General features: G+C 69.1%; 16 protein-coding genes. 8 read left to right on the top strand and 8 right to left on the bottom strand.

Annotated elements, in window-relative coordinates:
• Positions 1-2: 2 nt before the first annotated feature.
• Positions 3-524 (bottom strand): GNAT family N-acetyltransferase, encoded by a 522-nt coding sequence (locus DS843_RS02370; protein ID WP_149467281.1) that lies wholly within the window; start codon positions 522-524, stop codon positions 3-5.
• A gap of 10 nt (positions 525-534) precedes the next feature.
• The gene (mltA, locus tag DS843_RS02365) at positions 535-1,680 is read right to left on the bottom strand and encodes a murein transglycosylase A (protein ID WP_286191891.1); all 1,146 of its coding nucleotides are present in this window, start codon (positions 1,678-1,680) and stop codon (positions 535-537) included.
• A 320-nt stretch (positions 1,681-2,000) separates the two neighbouring features.
• On the opposite strand from mltA, the gene DS843_RS02360 reads away from it, so the two are divergent.
• The 4 genes from DS843_RS02360 to DS843_RS02345 all read left to right on the top strand — a co-directional run bounded on the left by DS843_RS02360 (position 2,001) and on the right by DS843_RS02345 (position 6,315).
• The gene (locus tag DS843_RS02360) at positions 2,001-3,380 is read left to right on the top strand and encodes an RsmB/NOP family class I SAM-dependent RNA methyltransferase (RefSeq protein WP_149467279.1); all 1,380 of its coding nucleotides are present in this window, start codon (positions 2,001-2,003) and stop codon (positions 3,378-3,380) included.
• A gap of 94 nt (positions 3,381-3,474) precedes the next feature.
• Positions 3,475-4,032 (top strand): GNAT family N-acetyltransferase, encoded by a 558-nt coding sequence (locus tag DS843_RS02355; protein ID WP_149467278.1) that lies wholly within the window; start codon positions 3,475-3,477, stop codon positions 4,030-4,032.
• Between the two features lie 35 nt (positions 4,033-4,067).
• Positions 4,068-5,618 carry a glutamine-hydrolyzing GMP synthase gene (gene guaA, locus DS843_RS02350; protein ID WP_149467277.1) on the top strand — a complete coding sequence of 517 codons (1,551 nt, stop codon included), beginning with the start codon at positions 4,068-4,070 and terminating at the stop codon, positions 5,616-5,618.
• Positions 5,619-5,913: 295 nt separating this feature from the next.
• On the top strand, positions 5,914-6,315 hold the full coding sequence (locus DS843_RS02345; RefSeq protein ID WP_167525161.1) for a BLUF domain-containing protein: 402 nt from the start codon (positions 5,914-5,916) through the stop codon (positions 6,313-6,315).
• Between the two features lie 77 nt (positions 6,316-6,392).
• Here DS843_RS02345 and DS843_RS02340 read toward each other — a convergent pair whose 3' ends face one another.
• From DS843_RS02340 to DS843_RS02330, 3 genes are all read right to left on the bottom strand, one after another.
• Complete coding sequence (locus tag DS843_RS02340; protein ID WP_286191890.1) at positions 6,393-7,673, bottom strand: ATP-binding response regulator; 1,281 nt, start codon at positions 7,671-7,673, stop codon at positions 6,393-6,395.
• Positions 7,674-7,841: 168 nt separating this feature from the next.
• On the bottom strand, positions 7,842-8,291 hold the full coding sequence (locus DS843_RS02335; protein WP_149467275.1) for a DNA polymerase III subunit chi: 450 nt from the start codon (positions 8,289-8,291) through the stop codon (positions 7,842-7,844).
• Positions 8,292-8,358: 67 nt separating this feature from the next.
• Positions 8,359-9,861, bottom strand: coding sequence for a leucyl aminopeptidase (locus DS843_RS02330; protein ID WP_149467274.1), 1,503 nt, complete (start codon positions 9,859-9,861; stop codon positions 8,359-8,361).
• A 226-nt stretch (positions 9,862-10,087) separates the two neighbouring features.
• Between DS843_RS02330 and lptG the strand changes: the two genes are divergently transcribed.
• The 3 genes from lptG (at position 10,088) to pdxA (ending at position 13,769) form a co-directional block, all read left to right on the top strand.
• A complete protein-coding gene (gene lptG, locus DS843_RS02325) occupies positions 10,088-11,182 on the top strand; it encodes an LPS export ABC transporter permease LptG (RefSeq protein WP_149467273.1) in 1,095 nt (364 codons plus the stop codon).
• A gap of 116 nt (positions 11,183-11,298) precedes the next feature.
• Positions 11,299-12,735, top strand: coding sequence for a peptidylprolyl isomerase (locus tag DS843_RS02320; protein WP_149467272.1), 1,437 nt, complete (start codon positions 11,299-11,301; stop codon positions 12,733-12,735).
• Positions 12,735-13,769, top strand: a complete 1,035-nt coding sequence (gene pdxA / locus DS843_RS02315; RefSeq protein ID WP_149467271.1) for a 4-hydroxythreonine-4-phosphate dehydrogenase PdxA — start codon at positions 12,735-12,737, stop codon at positions 13,767-13,769. Before DS843_RS02320 ends, pdxA begins: the two co-directional genes overlap by 1 nt.
• A 3-nt stretch (positions 13,770-13,772) precedes the next feature.
• On the opposite strand, the gene DS843_RS31685 is transcribed toward pdxA, so the two are convergent.
• From DS843_RS31685 to DS843_RS02305, 3 genes are all read right to left on the bottom strand, one after another.
• On the bottom strand, positions 13,773-13,895 hold the full coding sequence (locus DS843_RS31685) for a hypothetical protein (protein WP_286191889.1): 123 nt from the start codon (positions 13,893-13,895) through the stop codon (positions 13,773-13,775).
• A gap of 104 nt (positions 13,896-13,999) precedes the next feature.
• Positions 14,000-14,386: a c-type cytochrome gene (locus DS843_RS02310; protein WP_149467270.1), complete on the bottom strand. Its 387-nt coding sequence runs from the start codon at positions 14,384-14,386 to the stop codon at positions 14,000-14,002.
• Entirely contained in the window at positions 14,383-14,565 is a 183-nt protein-coding gene (locus DS843_RS02305; protein ID WP_149467269.1) for a DUF3553 domain-containing protein, read from the bottom strand. Before DS843_RS02305 ends, DS843_RS02310 begins: the two co-directional genes overlap by 4 nt.
• 244 nt (positions 14,566-14,809) lie before the next feature.
• Here DS843_RS02305 and DS843_RS02300 point away from each other — a divergent pair, with 244 nt between their 5' ends.
• On the top strand, positions 14,810-15,454 hold the full coding sequence (locus DS843_RS02300; RefSeq protein ID WP_149467268.1) for a histidine phosphotransferase family protein: 645 nt from the start codon (positions 14,810-14,812) through the stop codon (positions 15,452-15,454).
• The last annotated feature ends 219 nt before the right edge of the window (positions 15,455-15,673 follow it).

The following is a 15,673-nucleotide window of genomic DNA, read 5'->3' as shown; positions in this document are numbered from 1 at the left end:
GTTCAGGTCAGGCGCCGGCCCAGGAACAGAAGCGGTCCCCGCTGGGTTGCCGCGGTGAAGCCGGCGCGCTGGTAGAAGGCGACGTTCCGCGCGAACACCCCGGTCACCAGATGCAGGCCGGGAAGGCCCTCGGCCCGGCAATCCTCCGCGAAGCGGTCCACCAGCGCCCGCCCGATCCCACGGTCGCGGAAACCGGGCCGGACGTTGACGTGCAGATGGGCGGGGAAGGCGGCGAAGCGGTCGGCGAAGACCTCGTATTTCGGGATGACGCGGGCAAGGTCCGCCGCCCCGGCGCTGTCCTTGCAGCCGGTCAGATAGCCGATGACGGCGCCGTCATCGTCCAAGGCGAACCACACGTCGTCCGGGGACCGCTCCACATACCAGCCGGTCCAGGTCCGGAAAAAGGCGGCGCGATCCTCCGCCGAGGCGAAGTCCTTGCGCAGCGTGGACAGGAAGAAGATCTCCTCCAGCGCTGCAAGGGCGGACCCGCGGTCGGGCAACTCGGACAAGCGGACCAGCGTCAACGGCCAGACCTCAGCGGCGTTGGGCCAGGGTGAAGGAGGTGGCGCGCGGCGCCAGCATGGTGTATCGGCCTCGCGCCTTCATGACGCCCGCGCCCTCGGCGGCCTCCGTCCCGTGGCCCCAGAACAGGTCGCCGCGGACCGGCCCCTTGATGGCGCCGCCGGTGTCCTGCGCGACGACGAGGCGCTTGATCTCGCCCTGGGGCACCGGGGCCTCGCGCAGTTCCAGCCACAGCGGCACGCCCAGCGGGACATGGCCGGGGTCCACGGCGAGGCTGCGGCCCGCTGTCAGTTCCATGTTGCGGGCGCCCCGCGCGCCGATGTCGGGGCGGAGCTGGAAGAAGACGTAGGATGGGTTCATGTTCATCACGCGCCGGGCGTCGGCGGGGTGCTCGGTCAGCCAGCGGCGGATCAGCGGCATGGTCACCTGCTCCGGCGCGGCGTAGCCGATGTCGATCAGGTGCCGCCCGATGGGGACGTAGCGGTGGCCGTTCTGCCCGGCGTAGCCCAGGGCCACCACCGACCCGTCGGTCATCCGCACCCGGCCGGACCCCTGGATTTCCAGGAAGAAGGCGTCGATGGGATCGTCCACCCACAGGATCTCCAGCCCCTTGCCCTTCAGCGCGCCGTCGGTGATGCGGGCGCGGCTGGGCAGGCCGCCTTTCTTGGGCCGCTTCGGCGCCTTGTAGAGGGGGACGTTGTAGCGATCGGTCCGGGTCCAGCTTCCGCGCAGCTCGACCTCGTAATAGCCGGTGAACAGGCCCTCCTGCCCCTCGGACAGGGTGACGGGGGTGAAGTGGTCCTCGAAGAAGCGGCGGGCCGTTTCGGGCTGGGCGTCGGGCAGCCCGCGCAGCGCCTCGCAGATGGAGCGCCAGTCGGAGGTGGTGCCGGCGGCGGGGTTGGGGCTGAGCGGCTTCCCGGCGGGCTGCGCCGCCACCCAGCGGCAGGTACGCCGAAGCGCGGGCAGGGCCTGCGCGTGGTCGTCGTCGATCCAGCCCGGCAGGCCGCGGAAGTCCGCGGAGACCTTCTCCAGTCCAGGTCGCCAGGATGCCGCCGTGACGCTGTTCCCCGGTCCGGACCCGGTCGCCGTGCCGCCCGCACAGCCCGCCAGCAGGCCGAACGCAAGAAGGGTGGAGACGCGCGCCATCGCACGCGCCATGACACTGCCGACCGCAGCCGCCATCGCGGACCCCGCACCAGAATTTAAGGAAGACGTCGAAGACCAGGGAACGCTGGACTTGCCGCAGCCAAGACGGCTGAAACAAGAACAACTACCCCTTTTTTGCCTCATTCGCGGCTTTTCGGTCAACCGCTCTTCGCACGGACGGTTTCGGTGCGGTCGCCTTGTCACAGGGCCGCCTTGTCACAGGTGAGCGGAGTCCCGCATCGGCGACTCGGGGGGCTGGCGTGCGTGCGCGGGGGATGACAACCGCCCCCCGCTCGGGTTATCGAGCAGGGAATCTATCCGAGGACCATCCCATGACCCCCGCCGCCCGCCTTCAGGCGGTCATCGACCTGTTGACCGAGATCGACGAAACCCCGCGCCCCGCCGACGCGGTGATGAGCGCCTATTTCCGCTCCCGCCGCTACATCGGGTCCAAGGACCGCACCGCGGTGGCGCAGACGGCCTACGCGATCCTGCGGCGGCACGCCCGCCTGTGCTGGTGGCTGGAGCGGATGGGCCACCCGCCCACCCCGCGCGCCCGCGCGCTCGCCAACGAAATCCTGGCGGAGGGCAAGGCCGCCGCGACGGTGAAGGCGCTGTTCGGCGCCACCAAGTTCGCCCCGGCCCCGCTGGCGCCGGAGGAGGCGAAGCTCGCCAATGAGCTGGACACCCACACGCTGGAGCATCCGCAGATGCCGGAAAGCGTGGCCGTGGAATGCCCGCCCTGGGCGGAGGAGCCGATGCGCGCCGCCATGGGCGACCGCTTCGCGGTGGAGATGCGGACCCTGCTGGACGCGGCCCCGCTCGACCTGCGCATCAACCCGGTGAAGGCCAACCGCGAGAGCGCGATCAAGGCGCTGGCCCGCGCCCGCATCACCGCGGAGCCGACGCAATGGTCGCCGCTGGGCCTGCGCGTGCAGGGCCGCCCGCCGCTGGGCACCGTGGACGCCTTCAAGGACGGTCTGGTGGAGATCCAGGACGAGGGCTCGCAGCTCGTCGCGCTGGCCGTGGCGCCGAAGCCGGGGCAGCAGGTTGTGGATTTCTGCGCCGGGGCCGGCGGCAAGACTCTCGCCATCGCCGCGCTGATGAAGAACAAGGGCCGCGTCGTCGCCTGCGACGTGCTGGCCGGGCGCCTGAAGCGCGCCGCCGAGCGGTTCCGCCGCGCCGGCCTGCACAACATCGAGGCGCACCCGCTGACCAGCGAGCGCGACCCCTGGGTGAAGCGGCACAAGCGCAAGTTCGACCGTGTGCTGGTGGACGCGCCGTGCAGCGGCACCGGCACCTGGCGCCGCAACCCCGACAGCCGCTGGCGCCAGCTCGGCCCCGGCCTGGAGGAGCTGGTGCCGCTCCAGGCGAACATCCTGGACAGCGCGGCCCGGCTGGTGAAGCCCGGTGGGCGGCTGGTCTACGCCACCTGCTCCCTGCTGCCTGAGGAAAACGAGAAGCAGATCGCCGCCTTCCTGGAAACCCACCCCGACTTCACCGTGATGCCGGTTGCCGAGGTCTGGGCGGAGGAAGGGGCGGGCACCCCGCCCGCCGAAGGGCCGTACCTGCGCCTGACCCCGGCCCGCCACGACACCGACGGCTTCTTCGCCGCGGTGATGGTGCGCAAGGCGGAGGAGGAGCCGGCAGAGGAGAAGGTTGCTGAGGAGACGATGGCGGAAGGCGAGGAGGCTGCGGAAGGGGAAGGCTGAGGCGACGAACGGCCTCACCCGTTCCGCCAACTGGACATACCCCGGCGTGCGTCCCAACTTCCTGGAGGGTGGGAAACGGACCCGGAGGTATCCCATGGATGAAGGGTTGGTGATTCGCAACGCTCGCCCGTCGGACGCCGTTGGCATCGCCAAGGTCCACATCGCCAGTTGGCGGTCCACCTATCCCGGGCTGGTTCCCGACGCTTATCTGGTCAACCTGTCCGAAGCCGCCGCGGCCATGCGCTGGCACAACGCCGTGCAGGCGCACGGGCCGGGGCAGGGCGCCCTGGTCGCGGTGGACGGGGCGGACTCGGTGATCGGCTTCGCCACCTACGGCGGGCGCCGCCTTCCGGTGGAGGGGTATGAGGGAGAGTTCTACGCCCTCTACCTCTTGGACGAGGCGCAGGGTCAGGGCTTGGGCCGCCGCCTGATGGCGGCCATGGCCGAGCGGCTTCAGGAGGGCGGCAAGCGCACCGCCGTGGTCTGGTGCCTGCGCGACAATCCGGCGCGCTGGTTCTACGAGCGGCTGGGCGGCACGCGCGTGGCGGAGCGGCCCATCCGCTTCGCCGGGGCGGAGCTGGTGGAGATCGCCTACGGCTGGCGCGATCTCGCCCCGCTTGCACGCTTGTCCACCGGGCCTGAAATGCGGTAGTCAGGGGCTTGTCCCCCCGCATCAGGTTGTCGTCCATGTCCGCCGAGCGCGTTCTCATCCTCGATTTCGGGTCGCAGGTGACCCAGCTCATCGCCCGCCGCGTCCGTGAAGCCGGCGTCTATTGCGAGATCCATCCGTTCAGCATGAGCGAGGAGCGGATTCGCGACTACGCGCCGAAGGCGATCATCCTGTCGGGCAGCCCGGCCTCCGTCACCGAAGAGAACGGGCCGCGCGCTCCGGAGCTGGTCTTCACGCTGGGCGTTCCGGTCCTGGGCATCTGCTACGGCCAGCAGACCATGTGCCACCAGCTCGGCGGCGCCGTGTCGGGCTCCGACCATCGCGAGTTCGGGCGCGCCTTCATCGAGGTGAAGCAGACCTGCGCCCTGTTCGACGGCCTGTGGGACGTGGGCTCGCGCGAGCAGGTGTGGATGAGCCACGGCGACCGCGTCACCGCCCTGCCGGACGGTTTCCAGGCCGTGGCGGTCAGCGACGGGGCTCCCTTCGCCGCCATCGCCGACGACGCCCGCCAGTTCTACGGCGTGCAGTTCCACCCGGAGGTCGTACACACCCCGCACGGCGCGCAGCTCCTGTCGAACTTTGTGCACCGCGTGGCGGGGCTGAAGGGCGATTGGACCATGGCCGCCTTCAAGCAGCAGGCCATCGAGAAGATCCGCGCCCAGGTCGGCAGCGGCAAGGTGATCTGCGGCCTGTCGGGCGGCGTCGATTCCTCCGTGGCCGCCGTGCTGATCCACGAGGCCATCGGCGACCAGCTCACCTGCATCTTCGTGGATACCGGCCTGATGCGCGCGGGCGAGGCGGAAGAGGTGGTGACGCTGTTCCGCGACCACTACAACATCCCGCTGGTCCACCGGAACGCGTCGGAGCTGTTCCTGGGCAAGCTGGCCGGCGTCACCGACCCGGAGCAGAAGCGCAAGATCATCGGCGGCCTGTTCATCGAGGTGTTCGACGAGGAGAGCGCCAAGGTCGGCGGGGCGCAGTTCCTGGCCCAGGGCACGCTGTACCCCGACGTGATCGAAAGCGTGTCCTTCACCGGCGGCCCGTCGGTCACCATCAAGTCGCACCACAATGTCGGCGGCCTGCCGGAGCGCATGAAGCTGAAGCTGGTGGAGCCTCTGCGCGAGCTGTTCAAGGACGAGGTCCGCGCGCTCGGCCGTGAACTCGGCCTGCCGGCGCCCTTCATCGGACGCCATCCCTTCCCCGGTCCCGGCCTGGCCATCCGCGTTCCGGGCGAGATCACCCCGGAGAAGCTGGACATCCTGCGCAAGGCCGATACGGTCTATCTGGAGGAAATCCGCAACGCCGGCCTCTACGACGCGATCTGGCAGGCCTTCGCCGTGCTGCTGCCGGTGCGCACCGTGGGCGTGATGGGCGACGGGCGGACCTACGACCATGTGCTGGCCCTGCGCGCGGTGACCTCCACCGACGGCATGACCGCCGACTGGTATCCCTTCCCGCACGACTTCCTGGCCCGCGTCTCGAATCGCATCGTCAACGAAGTCCGCGGCGTCAACCGCGTCGTCTACGACATCACCTCGAAGCCGCCCGGCACCATCGAGTGGGAGTGAGAAGCCGTCGAGCGGCGCGCGCCGGCGTGGCGCCGCCGCTTGCCGCGCCGACCCGTTGAAGCCCTTCGCCGATCACGGCGAGGGGCTTTTTCTTTGCGTGGCAAGGATAAGCCGCGCCATCGCCCGCAACCGCCTGTGAGATGGCGGAACCTTGAGTAGTAAAACTCCCAGCGTTTCGATTCGATACCAACAGTGCGGCAGACTGTATACTATCAACTCAAATAAACGTCCTTGAATGCTTTGATTCTATTGCCTATCGTTCATGAAGTGGGATGGCGACGAGAAGGGGCGGGACATGTTTCTCTGCCAAGCAGCCTATTTCAGCACGCCCGAGGCAATCGACGAGGCGGTTATCCGTGACATCCTCGCGAAATCCGAGGAGAAGAACGCCCGCCTGCACATAACCGGCGCCTTGTCATACAACGGGCAGCGCTTCATGCAGGTGCTGGAGGGAGAGAGGGCGGCGCTCTCCCGGCTCATCATTGAGATAGCCAATGATGCCCGCCACAAAAACTTCACCCTTCTTGGGTTTCACCCGATCGATGAGCGGCTTTTCTCGTCCTGGTCCATGACCTACATAGCCCCCGACGCGCTGTCGGAATACATCGTGTCACGCTATTCCGTGAACTCCACGATGATGCCGGAAGCGATGACCTACGAAAGTGTCGTGGGTGCACTCAGGTCGCTGTGCAGCTAACAGGCCGTCCGAGCCGAAACGGGCATGATCCGTTGACGCTCCGGCGCCTCCCCCGGACGTGACCTCGGAACGGTCCTCTACAGCGCCCGCGCCTCCTTGACGCCCGCGACGGGCGGGGCCGTCAGGCGCTCGGCGGGGAGGAGGATGGTCACCGTCGTGCCGCGTCCCGGCGCGCTGTCCAACTCCACGCTGCCGCCGTGCAGTTCGGCGAAGCGGCGGACGATGGGCAGGCCGAGCCCGATCCCCTCATGCTGGCGAACCAGCGAGCGTTCGCCCTGGATGAAGGGGCTGAAGACGTGATCGACGATCTCCGGCGGGATGCCGGGGCCGTCGTCGGCCACCGAAACGGCGACCATGCCGGATTGCAGGGCGATCCGCACCGCGACGCGCCCGCCCGCGCGGCCGAACTTCACCGCGTTGTCCAGCAGATGCACCATCATCTCCCGCAGGCGGCGTCGGTCGGCGCGGAGCGTGACGGGCGGGCCGGGCTGAAGCGTGACGGTCTGCGCCTTGGCCTGCGCCTTGGGGGCCAGCAGGGCGATACAGTCCACGAGGAGGTCCGGCAGGTCGATGGTCGATTCGGCAAGGTCGATGCCGCCGGAACAGCGCGTGAAGTCCAGGATGTTGTTGACCATGCCGAGCAGCGCCTTGCCGCTCTCCTCGATCAACCGGACATAGTCCATGTAATCGCGGTGGCCGAGCGGCCCGCTCGCCTCACTGGACAGCACCTCGGCGAAGCCGATGATGGCGTTCAGGGGGGTGCGCAACTCGTGGCTGGTCACCGACAGGAAGTCCAGCTTGGCCCGGTCGGCCTGCCGCACGGCCTCCAATGCCGCGCTCAGCTCCGCCGTGCGCTCCGACACGCGGCGCTCCAGCCCCCGGTTCTGCTCCGCCGCGCGCTGGTAGAGCTTGCGGATCTCCAGCATGTTGCGCACGCGGTGCAGCAGTTCCCAGGAGATGAAGGGCTTGGTGAGGAAGTCGTTGGCGCCCAGTTCCAGTGAGCGCCGCCGCGTCTCCTGGTCGGTGTGGGCGGTCAGCACCAGGATGGGCACGTAATCGTCGGCGTAGAGGGTGTTGATCCGCTCCATCAGATCGAAGCCGCTCATGTGCGGCATACGGATGTCGATCAGCAGCAGATCGAAGCGCTGGGCCTCGCACAGAGCCGGAACCCGGCGGGGATCGGTCTCGCCCCGGACGGCGGTGTAGCCATCATGGGTCAGGATGTCGCAGAGCAGATCGACGTTCGACTGGTTGTCGTCCACGATCAGAATGGCGGCGTCCTTCACGTCCCGCGCGAGGATCGGATCGAGAGCGCTGCGGGTCATGGGGACGCCGTCAACACCCTTCGAACGCACCATGCCATTCCGACCTCCACCTGTACGCCGCCCAGCGGAATATTACGTGTTTTAGATTAACGCAGTGCACGGGAGCGCCGTCAAGGCCGGTGGAGACAAATGAATGCGGCACTCCGGCTGGTTAGCGGTATCATTTGGAATACTGGCGGAAGACGGTGGAGAGGGACGGGATTACGCGCGCTTTTCCCAGCCGCCGCGGTCGTTCTGCTGCCAATAGGTCAGCGCATGGCCGGCGGTCTTGCAGGCCTTCCAACGCTCCCGCGCGGCCAGAACCGCTTCCCCGTCGTTGCCGTCGAACAGGTCGCAGACGAGATCGAAGGACCCCATCGCCGCGCTGGTCACCCCGTCCACCTGGACCAGGACGGTGGCGCCGTTGGGGTTGTCCTCCTCGGCGGTCAGCCAGACGGGCTGGTCGGCGGCGAATCCGTCGCGGGCGCTGCCGTGCGGCAGGAAGGAGGACGGGTCGTAGGTCCACAAATGCTGATTGAGCGCGTCGACCCGCTCCGGCGAACCGGCCAGGACGACGGCGCGCCAGCCGCGCTCCAGAACCTTCTCCAGGATCTTCGGCAACGCCTGTTCGAGCGTGCGCCGCTGGAGGTGATAGAAACGGACCTCGGTCATGGCCTCTCATGGAATTTTCCCCTCTCCTTGAAGGAGAGGGGAAAAACGGCGCCCGCCGGACGGGGCCTTACTTGCCTTCGTGATAGCTCGCCACGAAGCGGTCGAGCAGGCGCACGCCGAAGGCGGTGCCGCCCTTCGGCACGGTGGCCGTGTCCTTCTTGGACCAGGCGACGCCCGCGATGTCGATGTGCGCCCAGGGCAGGTCGTTGACGAAGCGCTTCAGGAACTGCGCCCCGACGATGCTGCCGGCCCCGCGCCCCGACCCGACGTTCTTCATGTCGGCGATGTCGGAGTTGATGTCCTTGTCGTAGGCGTCGCCCATCGGCAGGCGCCACAGCGGCTCGCCCACCGTCTTGCCGGCGGCCAGCAGGTTCTCGGCCAGCCAGTCGTCGTTGGCGAACAGGCCGGCATGCTCGTGTCCCAGCGCGATGATGACCGCGCCGGTCAGGGTGGCGAGGTCCACCATCAGCCGCGGCTTGAAGGTCTCCTGCGCGTAGGTCAGGCAGTCGGCCAGGACGAGTCGGCCTTCGGCATCGGTGTTGATCACCTCGATGGTCTGGCCGGACAGCGAGGTCACCACGTCGCCGGGCCGCTGCGCGGTGCCGGACGGCATGTTCTCCACCAGACCGACGATGCCGACGGCGTTGACCTTCGCCTTGCGGGCGGCGAGCGCGCGCATGGTGCCGATGACCACCGCGGCCCCGCCCATGTCCCACTTCATGTCCTCCATCCCGGCGGCGGGCTTGATGGAGATGCCGCCGGTGTCGAAGGTCACGCCCTTGCCGATGAAGGCCAGCGGGCGGCGGTCCTCGGCGTCCGGGGCGCCGTCCCAGCGCATCACGACCACGCGCGGCTCGAAGGCGCTGCCCTGGGCCACGCCGATCAGGGCGCCCATGCCCAGCTTCTTCAGCTTCTTGAGATCCAGCACCTCGACCTGGAGGCCGACGTCGGCCAGATCCCGGCAGCGGTCGGCCAGGCTTTCCGGGTTCAGGACGTTGGCCGGCTCCGACACCAGATCGCGGGTGTAGGCCACGGACTCGGCCAGCGGCTCCAGCCGGACGTGGGCGCGCTTGGCGGCGTCGGGGTCGGGGGTCAGGACGATGACCTTCTTGAGGGAGGGCTTGGCCTCCTTCTTCTCGGTCGTCCGGTACTTGTCGAACCGGTAGGAGCGGAGCTGCGCGCCGAAGGCCAGCTCAGCCGCCGCCGCATCGGGCGCCACGGTGCCGCCGTCCGGCAGGTCGAGCAGGACGGAAACCTCCGTCTCGCCGGACTTGTCCAGGGCGGCGACGATGGCGCCGCCGACGGCCTGGAGGGTCGCGTCGGACAGTTCTTCCGCCTTGCCGGTGCCGACCAGAAGGACGCGGTCGAACTCGACCCCCGCGGGGGCGAGGATCGCCAGCGTCTCCTCCTTCTTGCCGGTGAAGCGGCTGGCCTTCATGGCGCGGGACAGCGTGCCGCCCGTCTTCTGGTCCAGATCCCGCCCCGCGGCGCCGAGCGCGCGGTCGGTGGCGACGGTGACGGCGACGGTGCCGGATTTGGGCAGCGCGGGCTTCGCAAAGGCGAACTTCATCGGCTCCTCTCGGGCTCCTCTCGGCAGGGAAAAACCGGCGCGGGGGCGCCGGGGCGGGTGGGATCGAACAGCGACCACTCTGGGATAAAGACCTTCCCGTGCGCCCTGTCAAGGCGCGGACCGGTTGTTTCCCGAGCCCGTCCGCAGTACATAGCCCCGGCACGCCGCGTTGGAAGCCCCCGGGGCGCCGCGTACCGCCCGTCGATCGGCCGGGGAGGCCGGAGCCATGTACTCATCCGCCACGCTGTCGCGCTACATCGGGCGCCAGTTCGTCACCTGGTTTCTGCTGCTGCTCGGCATCCTGCTGTCGATCATCCTGCTGCTCGACGTCGTGGAGCTGCTGCGCCGCGCCGGGACCAAGCCGGACATCACCTTCTGGCTGGTCCTCCGCATGGCGTTGCTGAAGCTGCCGGAGATCGGCCAGCAGATCTTTCCCTTCGTGATCCTGTTCAGCGGCATGTTCACCTTCTGGCGCCTGACCCGCAGTGCGGAGCTGGTGGTTGCCCGCGCGGTCGGCGTGTCGGCGTGGCAGTTCCTGACCCCGGTGCTGATCGCCGCCCTGATGATCGGCGCGGTGAAGGTGACGATGATCAACCCGGTCGGCGCCGTCTTCGTCGCGAAGTACAACCAACTCCAGGACCGCTACCTGAAACTGAAGTCGAGCAGCTTCGACGTGTCGCGCAGCGGCCTCTGGCTGCGCCAGCAGGAGGCGGGGGAGCAGTATTTCATCCACGCCGACGGGGTGAACCCGCTGACCTTCGAGATGTCGCAGGTGATCGTCCTGCGCTTCGACGGCGACATGACCTACATCGGGCGGGTGGACGCCCCCCGCGCCGTCCTGCGCGACCGGAAGTGGGAATTGCAGGATGCGACGATCAACCTCGGCAAGAAGGAATCGGAGACGGTCCCCACCTACGTCATCCCGACGGAGCTGAACCGGACCACCATCGAGGAGAGCTTCGCCTCGCCGGAAACCATTTCCTTCTGGGATCTGCCGCACTTCATCCGCACGCTGGAGACCACCGGTTTCCCCGCGGTGCGGCACCGGCTGCACTACCAGTCGCTGCTGTCGCAGCCGTTGCTCTACGTGTCGATGGTGCTGTTCGCCGCGGCCTTCTCGCTGCGGCTGCCGCGGCGCGGCGGCACCATGACGATGGTGTCCGGCGGCGTTCTGACCGGATTCGTGCTGTTCGTGATGACCGACGTGATCCGCACCTTCGGCATCTCCGAAACCATCCCGCTGGCCATGGCGGCCTGGAGCCCGGCCTGCGTCAGCGTGCTGCTGGGGACCGCGGCGCTGCTCCATCTGGAGGACGGCTGAACCCCGGCGCCCGGTCTTTCGACACAATTCCGTTCCAGGCTGCGGTCCACGATTCCGTTTACACGCGCCCGGGCGGGCCGTATTAAACGGCAACCACCTCTGGAGTCTGGAGCACCATGCAGAGTTTGCGAGCCGTCCGGTCTGCCTTCGCCGTGGCGACCGCCTGCGCCCTTCTTGCCGCCGGAGCGCCCGCCGCTGCCCAGACGCGCGCTCCGAACGCTCCGGCGGCGGGGACCCAAGGCCCGGCGGAACGCATCGCCGCCGTCGTGAACGACGAGGTCATCTCGCTGTCCGATGTGCACGCGCGAATCCGCCTCGCTCTGCTGAACGCCGGTGCCCAGGACAGCGCGGAGACGCGCCAGCGCCTGACCCCGCAGGTGCTCCGCCAGTTGATCGATGAGCGGCTCCAGTTGCAGGAGGCCAAGCGACTCGGTGTCTCGGTGCCGTCGAAGGAGATCGACGACGCCATCGGGCGCATCGCCGAGCAGAACCGCATGGGCCGGCCGCAGCTCGAAGCCCTGCTGAAGACCCAGAATGTTCCGCTCTCCACCCTGCGCGAGCAGGTGCGGGCGCTGCTGTCCTGGCAGCGGGTGATGCAGCGCCGCATCCGGCAGGAGGTGGTGATCGGCGACGAGGAGATCGACGCCGTGATGGAGCGAATCAGGGCCAACATCGGCAAGCCGGAATATCTGGTCGCCGAGATCTTCCTGGCCGTGGACAGCCCCGACCAGGACGAGGAGGTGCGCCGCAACGCCGACCGTCTGGTGGAGGAGGTGCGCCGCGGCGGCAACTTCGCCGCGCTGGCCCGTCAGTTCTCTCAGTCCGCCGGCGCCGCCTCGGGCGGCGACATGGGCTGGGTCCGCACGGGCGAGCTGAACGCGGAGCTGGACAAGACGCTGTCCACCATGCGCGCCGGCCAGCTTTCCGCGCCGGTCCGCACGGCGACGGGCTATCACATCCTGCTGGTGCGCGATCAGCGGCCCTTCGGCAGCACCGCCTCGACCGCGCCGCCGCCGGCCCCGCCGCCGCAGCCGCGGCCCCAGCCGAAGCCGGATCTGGCGAAGGCCAAGGTCAACATGAAGCAGATCGTCATCCCGGCCCCCTCGAAGGAGGAGCTGAAGGCGGTCCAGGCCCAGGCGGAGAAGCTGCGCAAGTCGATCAAGAGCTGCGCCGACTTCGATGAAAAGGCGAAGGCCATGGGCATCCCGGAATCGGGTGACATGGGCACGATGCGGGTGAAGGATCTGGCGCCGGGCCTCCAGCAGCTCGCCGTCGGCATCCCGCTGGGCCAGCCCAGCCCGGTGCTGATGAGCCCCGGCGGTGCCATCATCCTGATCGTCTGCAAGCGCGACGTGCCGATGATCGAGCCGCCCCCGGCGCCCGCGCCGCAGCCCGTGGCCGCTCCGGCCCCGCCGCCGATCGACCCGAAGGACATCAAGATGCCGCCGCGCGAGGAGATCGAGCGCGACCTCATCAACGAGCGCGCGGATCTGCTGGCTCGCCGTTACCTGCGCGACCTGCGCCGCACCGCCTTCGTGGAGATCCGCAACTGATGACCGCGACCGGCCTCCGGCCGCCGCTCGCCCTCACCATGGGCGAGCCGGCGGGGATCGGAGGAGAGATCGCCCTGAAGGCTTGGGCGACGGCTTCGGCGGCTGGCGCGGACGGCGCGGACGGCGCGGTGCCGCCCTTCGTCCTTCTGGACGATCCCGCCCGCCTGGAAGCGCTCGCCTCCCGGCTCGGCCTGCCGGTCCCCGTGAAGGCGGTCGGCAGCGCCGCCGAAGCTGCGGCGGTGTTCGGCACGGCCCTGCCGGTGCTGCCGCAGCCGCTGGCCGCGCCGGTGACGCCGGGCCGCCCCGACCCGGCCAACGGCGCGGCGGTGATCGCCAGCATCGACCGGGCCGTCGATCTGGTCCGCCGGGGGGAGGCGTCGGCGGTCGTCACCAACCCCATCCAGAAATCGGCGCTCTACGCCGCCGGCTTCCGCCATCCCGGACACACCGAATATCTGGCGCATTTGGCCGGTCTGGCGGACGAACCCGTGATGATGCTGGCCGCGCAGGATCTGCGCGTCGTGCCGGTGACCATCCATGTCTCGGTCCGCGACGCGGTGAACCTCGTGACTCGGGAGGCGATCCTGCACGCCGGGCGGGTCACGGCGGCGGCGTTGGTCCGTGACTTCGGCATTGCGCGGCCCCGTCTGGCCGTCGCCGCGCTGAATCCCCACGCGGGGGAGGGCGGCGCCATGGGGCGGGAGGAGATCGACATTATCGCCCCGGCGGTCGCCGACCTGCGGGCGGAGGGAATCGACGCGGTGGGGCCGCGGCCCGCCGACACGCTGTTCCACGCGGCGGCGCGCGGCGGCTATGACGCGGCGCTGTGCATGTACCACGATCAGGCGCTGATCCCGCTGAAGACCATCGACTTCGACACGGGGGTCAACATCACGTTGGGCCTGCCCTTCGTCCGCACTTCGCCGGACCACGGGACGGCGCTGGACATCGCCGGAACGGGCCGGGCCGGAGCGTCCAGCCTGATCGCCGCCCTGAAGACGGCGGAGGCCATGGCCGACCGCCGCCGCGCCTAACCCTCAGAGGCGGACCGAACTGCTGGAGAAGCGGGTGGCCGAGCTGTGGTCGATGGAGGTCAGCGCGACGGACGCGCCGGCGGCGATGACGATGGCGGCGACAAAGCCGAGCAGCATGGCTTTCATGGGGCGGGCGCTCCTGGAATCGATTTGAGGCTTGGCGCAACGGCGCCTTTTTCCAAGACCATAGGCGGGCCGGAGCGCGCTTTCAACCACACTCGCCGTCAGCCTCACGGCGCTGTCGCCTCCTTCAGATAGGCCACCAGATCCCGCCGGTCGGAGTCGCTGGCGATGGTCTGGATCGGCATCTTGCTGCCGGGGGTCATCACGTCCGGGCCGAGTTCGAACAGACGGGCCACCGCCGCCTCGTCCCAGACGATCCCGCTGCTCTTCAGGGCCGGGGAGTAGTGATAGCCCTCCACCGCCCCGGCGGGGCGCCCGAACAGCTTCCACAGCGTCGGGCCGGCGCGGTTGCCGCCGTCCGGAGTCAGCGTGTGGCAGAAGGCGCAGGCGCGGAAGAGGGTCTTCCCCCGCTCCGGATCGGGCGCGTCCCCGCCCAGCGCCGGGCCGCCGGCGGCCAGCACGAGGATGGAGGCCAGCAGCAGGCGTTCCCTCATGGCGCATCGTCCGGGTCGGTGACGGTCAAGGAGACCACCGACGTGTCGATGAGAAGCTTCCCCGCATTCTCGAAATTCACGGTGACGCGGTCGCCGATGGCGGACTGCACCTGCCCCAGACCCCAATCGGGTTGGGCGGGATGGCGCACCCAGGCGCCGGGAACCAGTGAATCGTCCATGCCGCGCCTCCTGCATCCATCGGATGTGGTTATCGCTTTCGCGGGATGACCGCGGAAAAGCGGCGGCATCCCCGTCCACGGAATGATACAAACGGACATCGCCGCCGGCCACTTCCGTGGAACACCGGCCCCTGGAACACCGGCATGCTACAGAATGCCGCCCGGCCAGGGGAAGTTCCCGCCGATGGGCATCGGCCGCCGGCCAGCCTTCTGACGGTCGGCCATCAACGATCTGGAGACCCCCGTGCCGCTGGACATCCGCGTGATCGAGCTTGTCGCTTCCCGCATCTGCCACGACCTCGTGAGCCCGGTGGGAGCGATCCGCAACGGGCTGGAACTGATCGAGGAGATGGAGGACGAGCCCGCCGGGGGCTTCCTCGGCGAGGCGGTGAAGCTGATCGAGCATTCGTCCGGACAGGCCGACCGGCGGCTGCGCGTCTTCCGGCTCGCCTATGGCTTGGCGGGGCGGGAGCAGAAGGGATTCGGCGACACCCGGTCCTCCGCGCAAGGGCTTCTGGAGGGCGGACGCACCACGCTGGACTGGCCGGCGGGGGTGCCGAACGACCAGATCGCCTTCAAGCGGGGCGCGCCGAAGGTGCTGCTGAACGTCATCATCCTGGCCGATGAGGCGCTGACCCACGGCGGAACCATCACCGTCGCTGCGGAGGGGGACGAGCAGACGGGCCGCTTCATCGTCACCGCCGCCGGGCGCCCCGGCGCGTTGAAGGACGACTCCGCGGCGGCGCTCGCCGGCACGGTGTCCGCCGACGACCTGACGCCGCGCAGCATCCACGCCTACATGACCGGGCGTTTCGCCGAGGATGACGGATACCGCGTCGCCGCCACCCCCGCCGGACCGGACCGGCTGGTTTTCACCGTGCAGTGGTGACCCTGTCCCTACGGGGGGGCGAGATCCGCGCATCGACGACGGCCTGTTCCGCCCTGCCTCGGCCATGGGTGCGGCGGTGCGGTGCAGCGGTGCAGTGCGACAACGGGACCTCGGGGGTGGTATCGAAGGAGGTAAGGTTCTCTTAATCAGTGTTTGACAGGCTCCCACCGTAGCTGGAAAGGCCCGTACCGGCGGCGTCGCGCACGCCGCCCTCCGGAC

It is taken from the genome of Roseomonas genomospecies 6, assembly GCF_008365375.1.
Classification (GTDB): Bacteria; Pseudomonadota; Alphaproteobacteria; order Azospirillales; family Azospirillaceae; genus Azospirillum.
Note: the sequence above shows the minus strand (reverse complement) of the source record. Positions and strands in the feature narration are given on the sequence as shown.

Bases quoted from the DNA above. Each gene is read 5' to 3' on its own strand.
- DS843_RS02310 (WP_149467270.1), bottom strand. From the start codon at position 14,386: ATGAGGGAACGCCTGCTGCTGGCCTCCATCCTCGTGCTGGCCGCCGGC.
- guaA (WP_149467277.1), top strand. From the start codon at position 4,068: ATGTCCGCCGAGCGCGTTCTCATCCTCGATTTCGGGTCGCAGGTGACC.
- lptG (WP_149467273.1), top strand. From the start codon at position 10,088: ATGTACTCATCCGCCACGCTGTCGCGCTACATCGGGCGCCAGTTCGTC.
- DS843_RS02330 (WP_149467274.1), bottom strand. From the start codon at position 9,861: ATGAAGTTCGCCTTTGCGAAGCCCGCGCTGCCCAAATCCGGCACCGTC.
- DS843_RS02355 (WP_149467278.1), top strand. From the start codon at position 3,475: ATGGATGAAGGGTTGGTGATTCGCAACGCTCGCCCGTCGGACGCCGTT.
- DS843_RS02345 (WP_167525161.1), top strand. From the start codon at position 5,914: ATGTTTCTCTGCCAAGCAGCCTATTTCAGCACGCCCGAGGCAATCGAC.
- pdxA (WP_149467271.1), top strand. From the start codon at position 12,735: ATGACCGCGACCGGCCTCCGGCCGCCGCTCGCCCTCACCATGGGCGAG.
- DS843_RS02305 (WP_149467269.1), bottom strand. From the start codon at position 14,565: ATGGACGATTCACTGGTTCCCGGCGCCTGGGTGCGCCATCCCGCCCAA.
- DS843_RS31685 (WP_286191889.1), bottom strand. From the start codon at position 13,895: ATGAAAGCCATGCTGCTCGGCTTTGTCGCCGCCATCGTCATCGCCGCC.
- DS843_RS02360 (WP_149467279.1), top strand. From the start codon at position 2,001: ATGACCCCCGCCGCCCGCCTTCAGGCGGTCATCGACCTGTTGACCGAG.
- DS843_RS02340 (WP_286191890.1), bottom strand. From the start codon at position 7,673: ATGGTGCGTTCGAAGGGTGTTGACGGCGTCCCCATGACCCGCAGCGCT.
- DS843_RS02320 (WP_149467272.1), top strand. From the start codon at position 11,299: ATGCAGAGTTTGCGAGCCGTCCGGTCTGCCTTCGCCGTGGCGACCGCC.
- DS843_RS02335 (WP_149467275.1), bottom strand. From the start codon at position 8,291: ATGACCGAGGTCCGTTTCTATCACCTCCAGCGGCGCACGCTCGAACAG.
- mltA (WP_286191891.1), bottom strand. From the start codon at position 1,680: ATGGCGCGTGCGATGGCGCGCGTCTCCACCCTTCTTGCGTTCGGCCTG.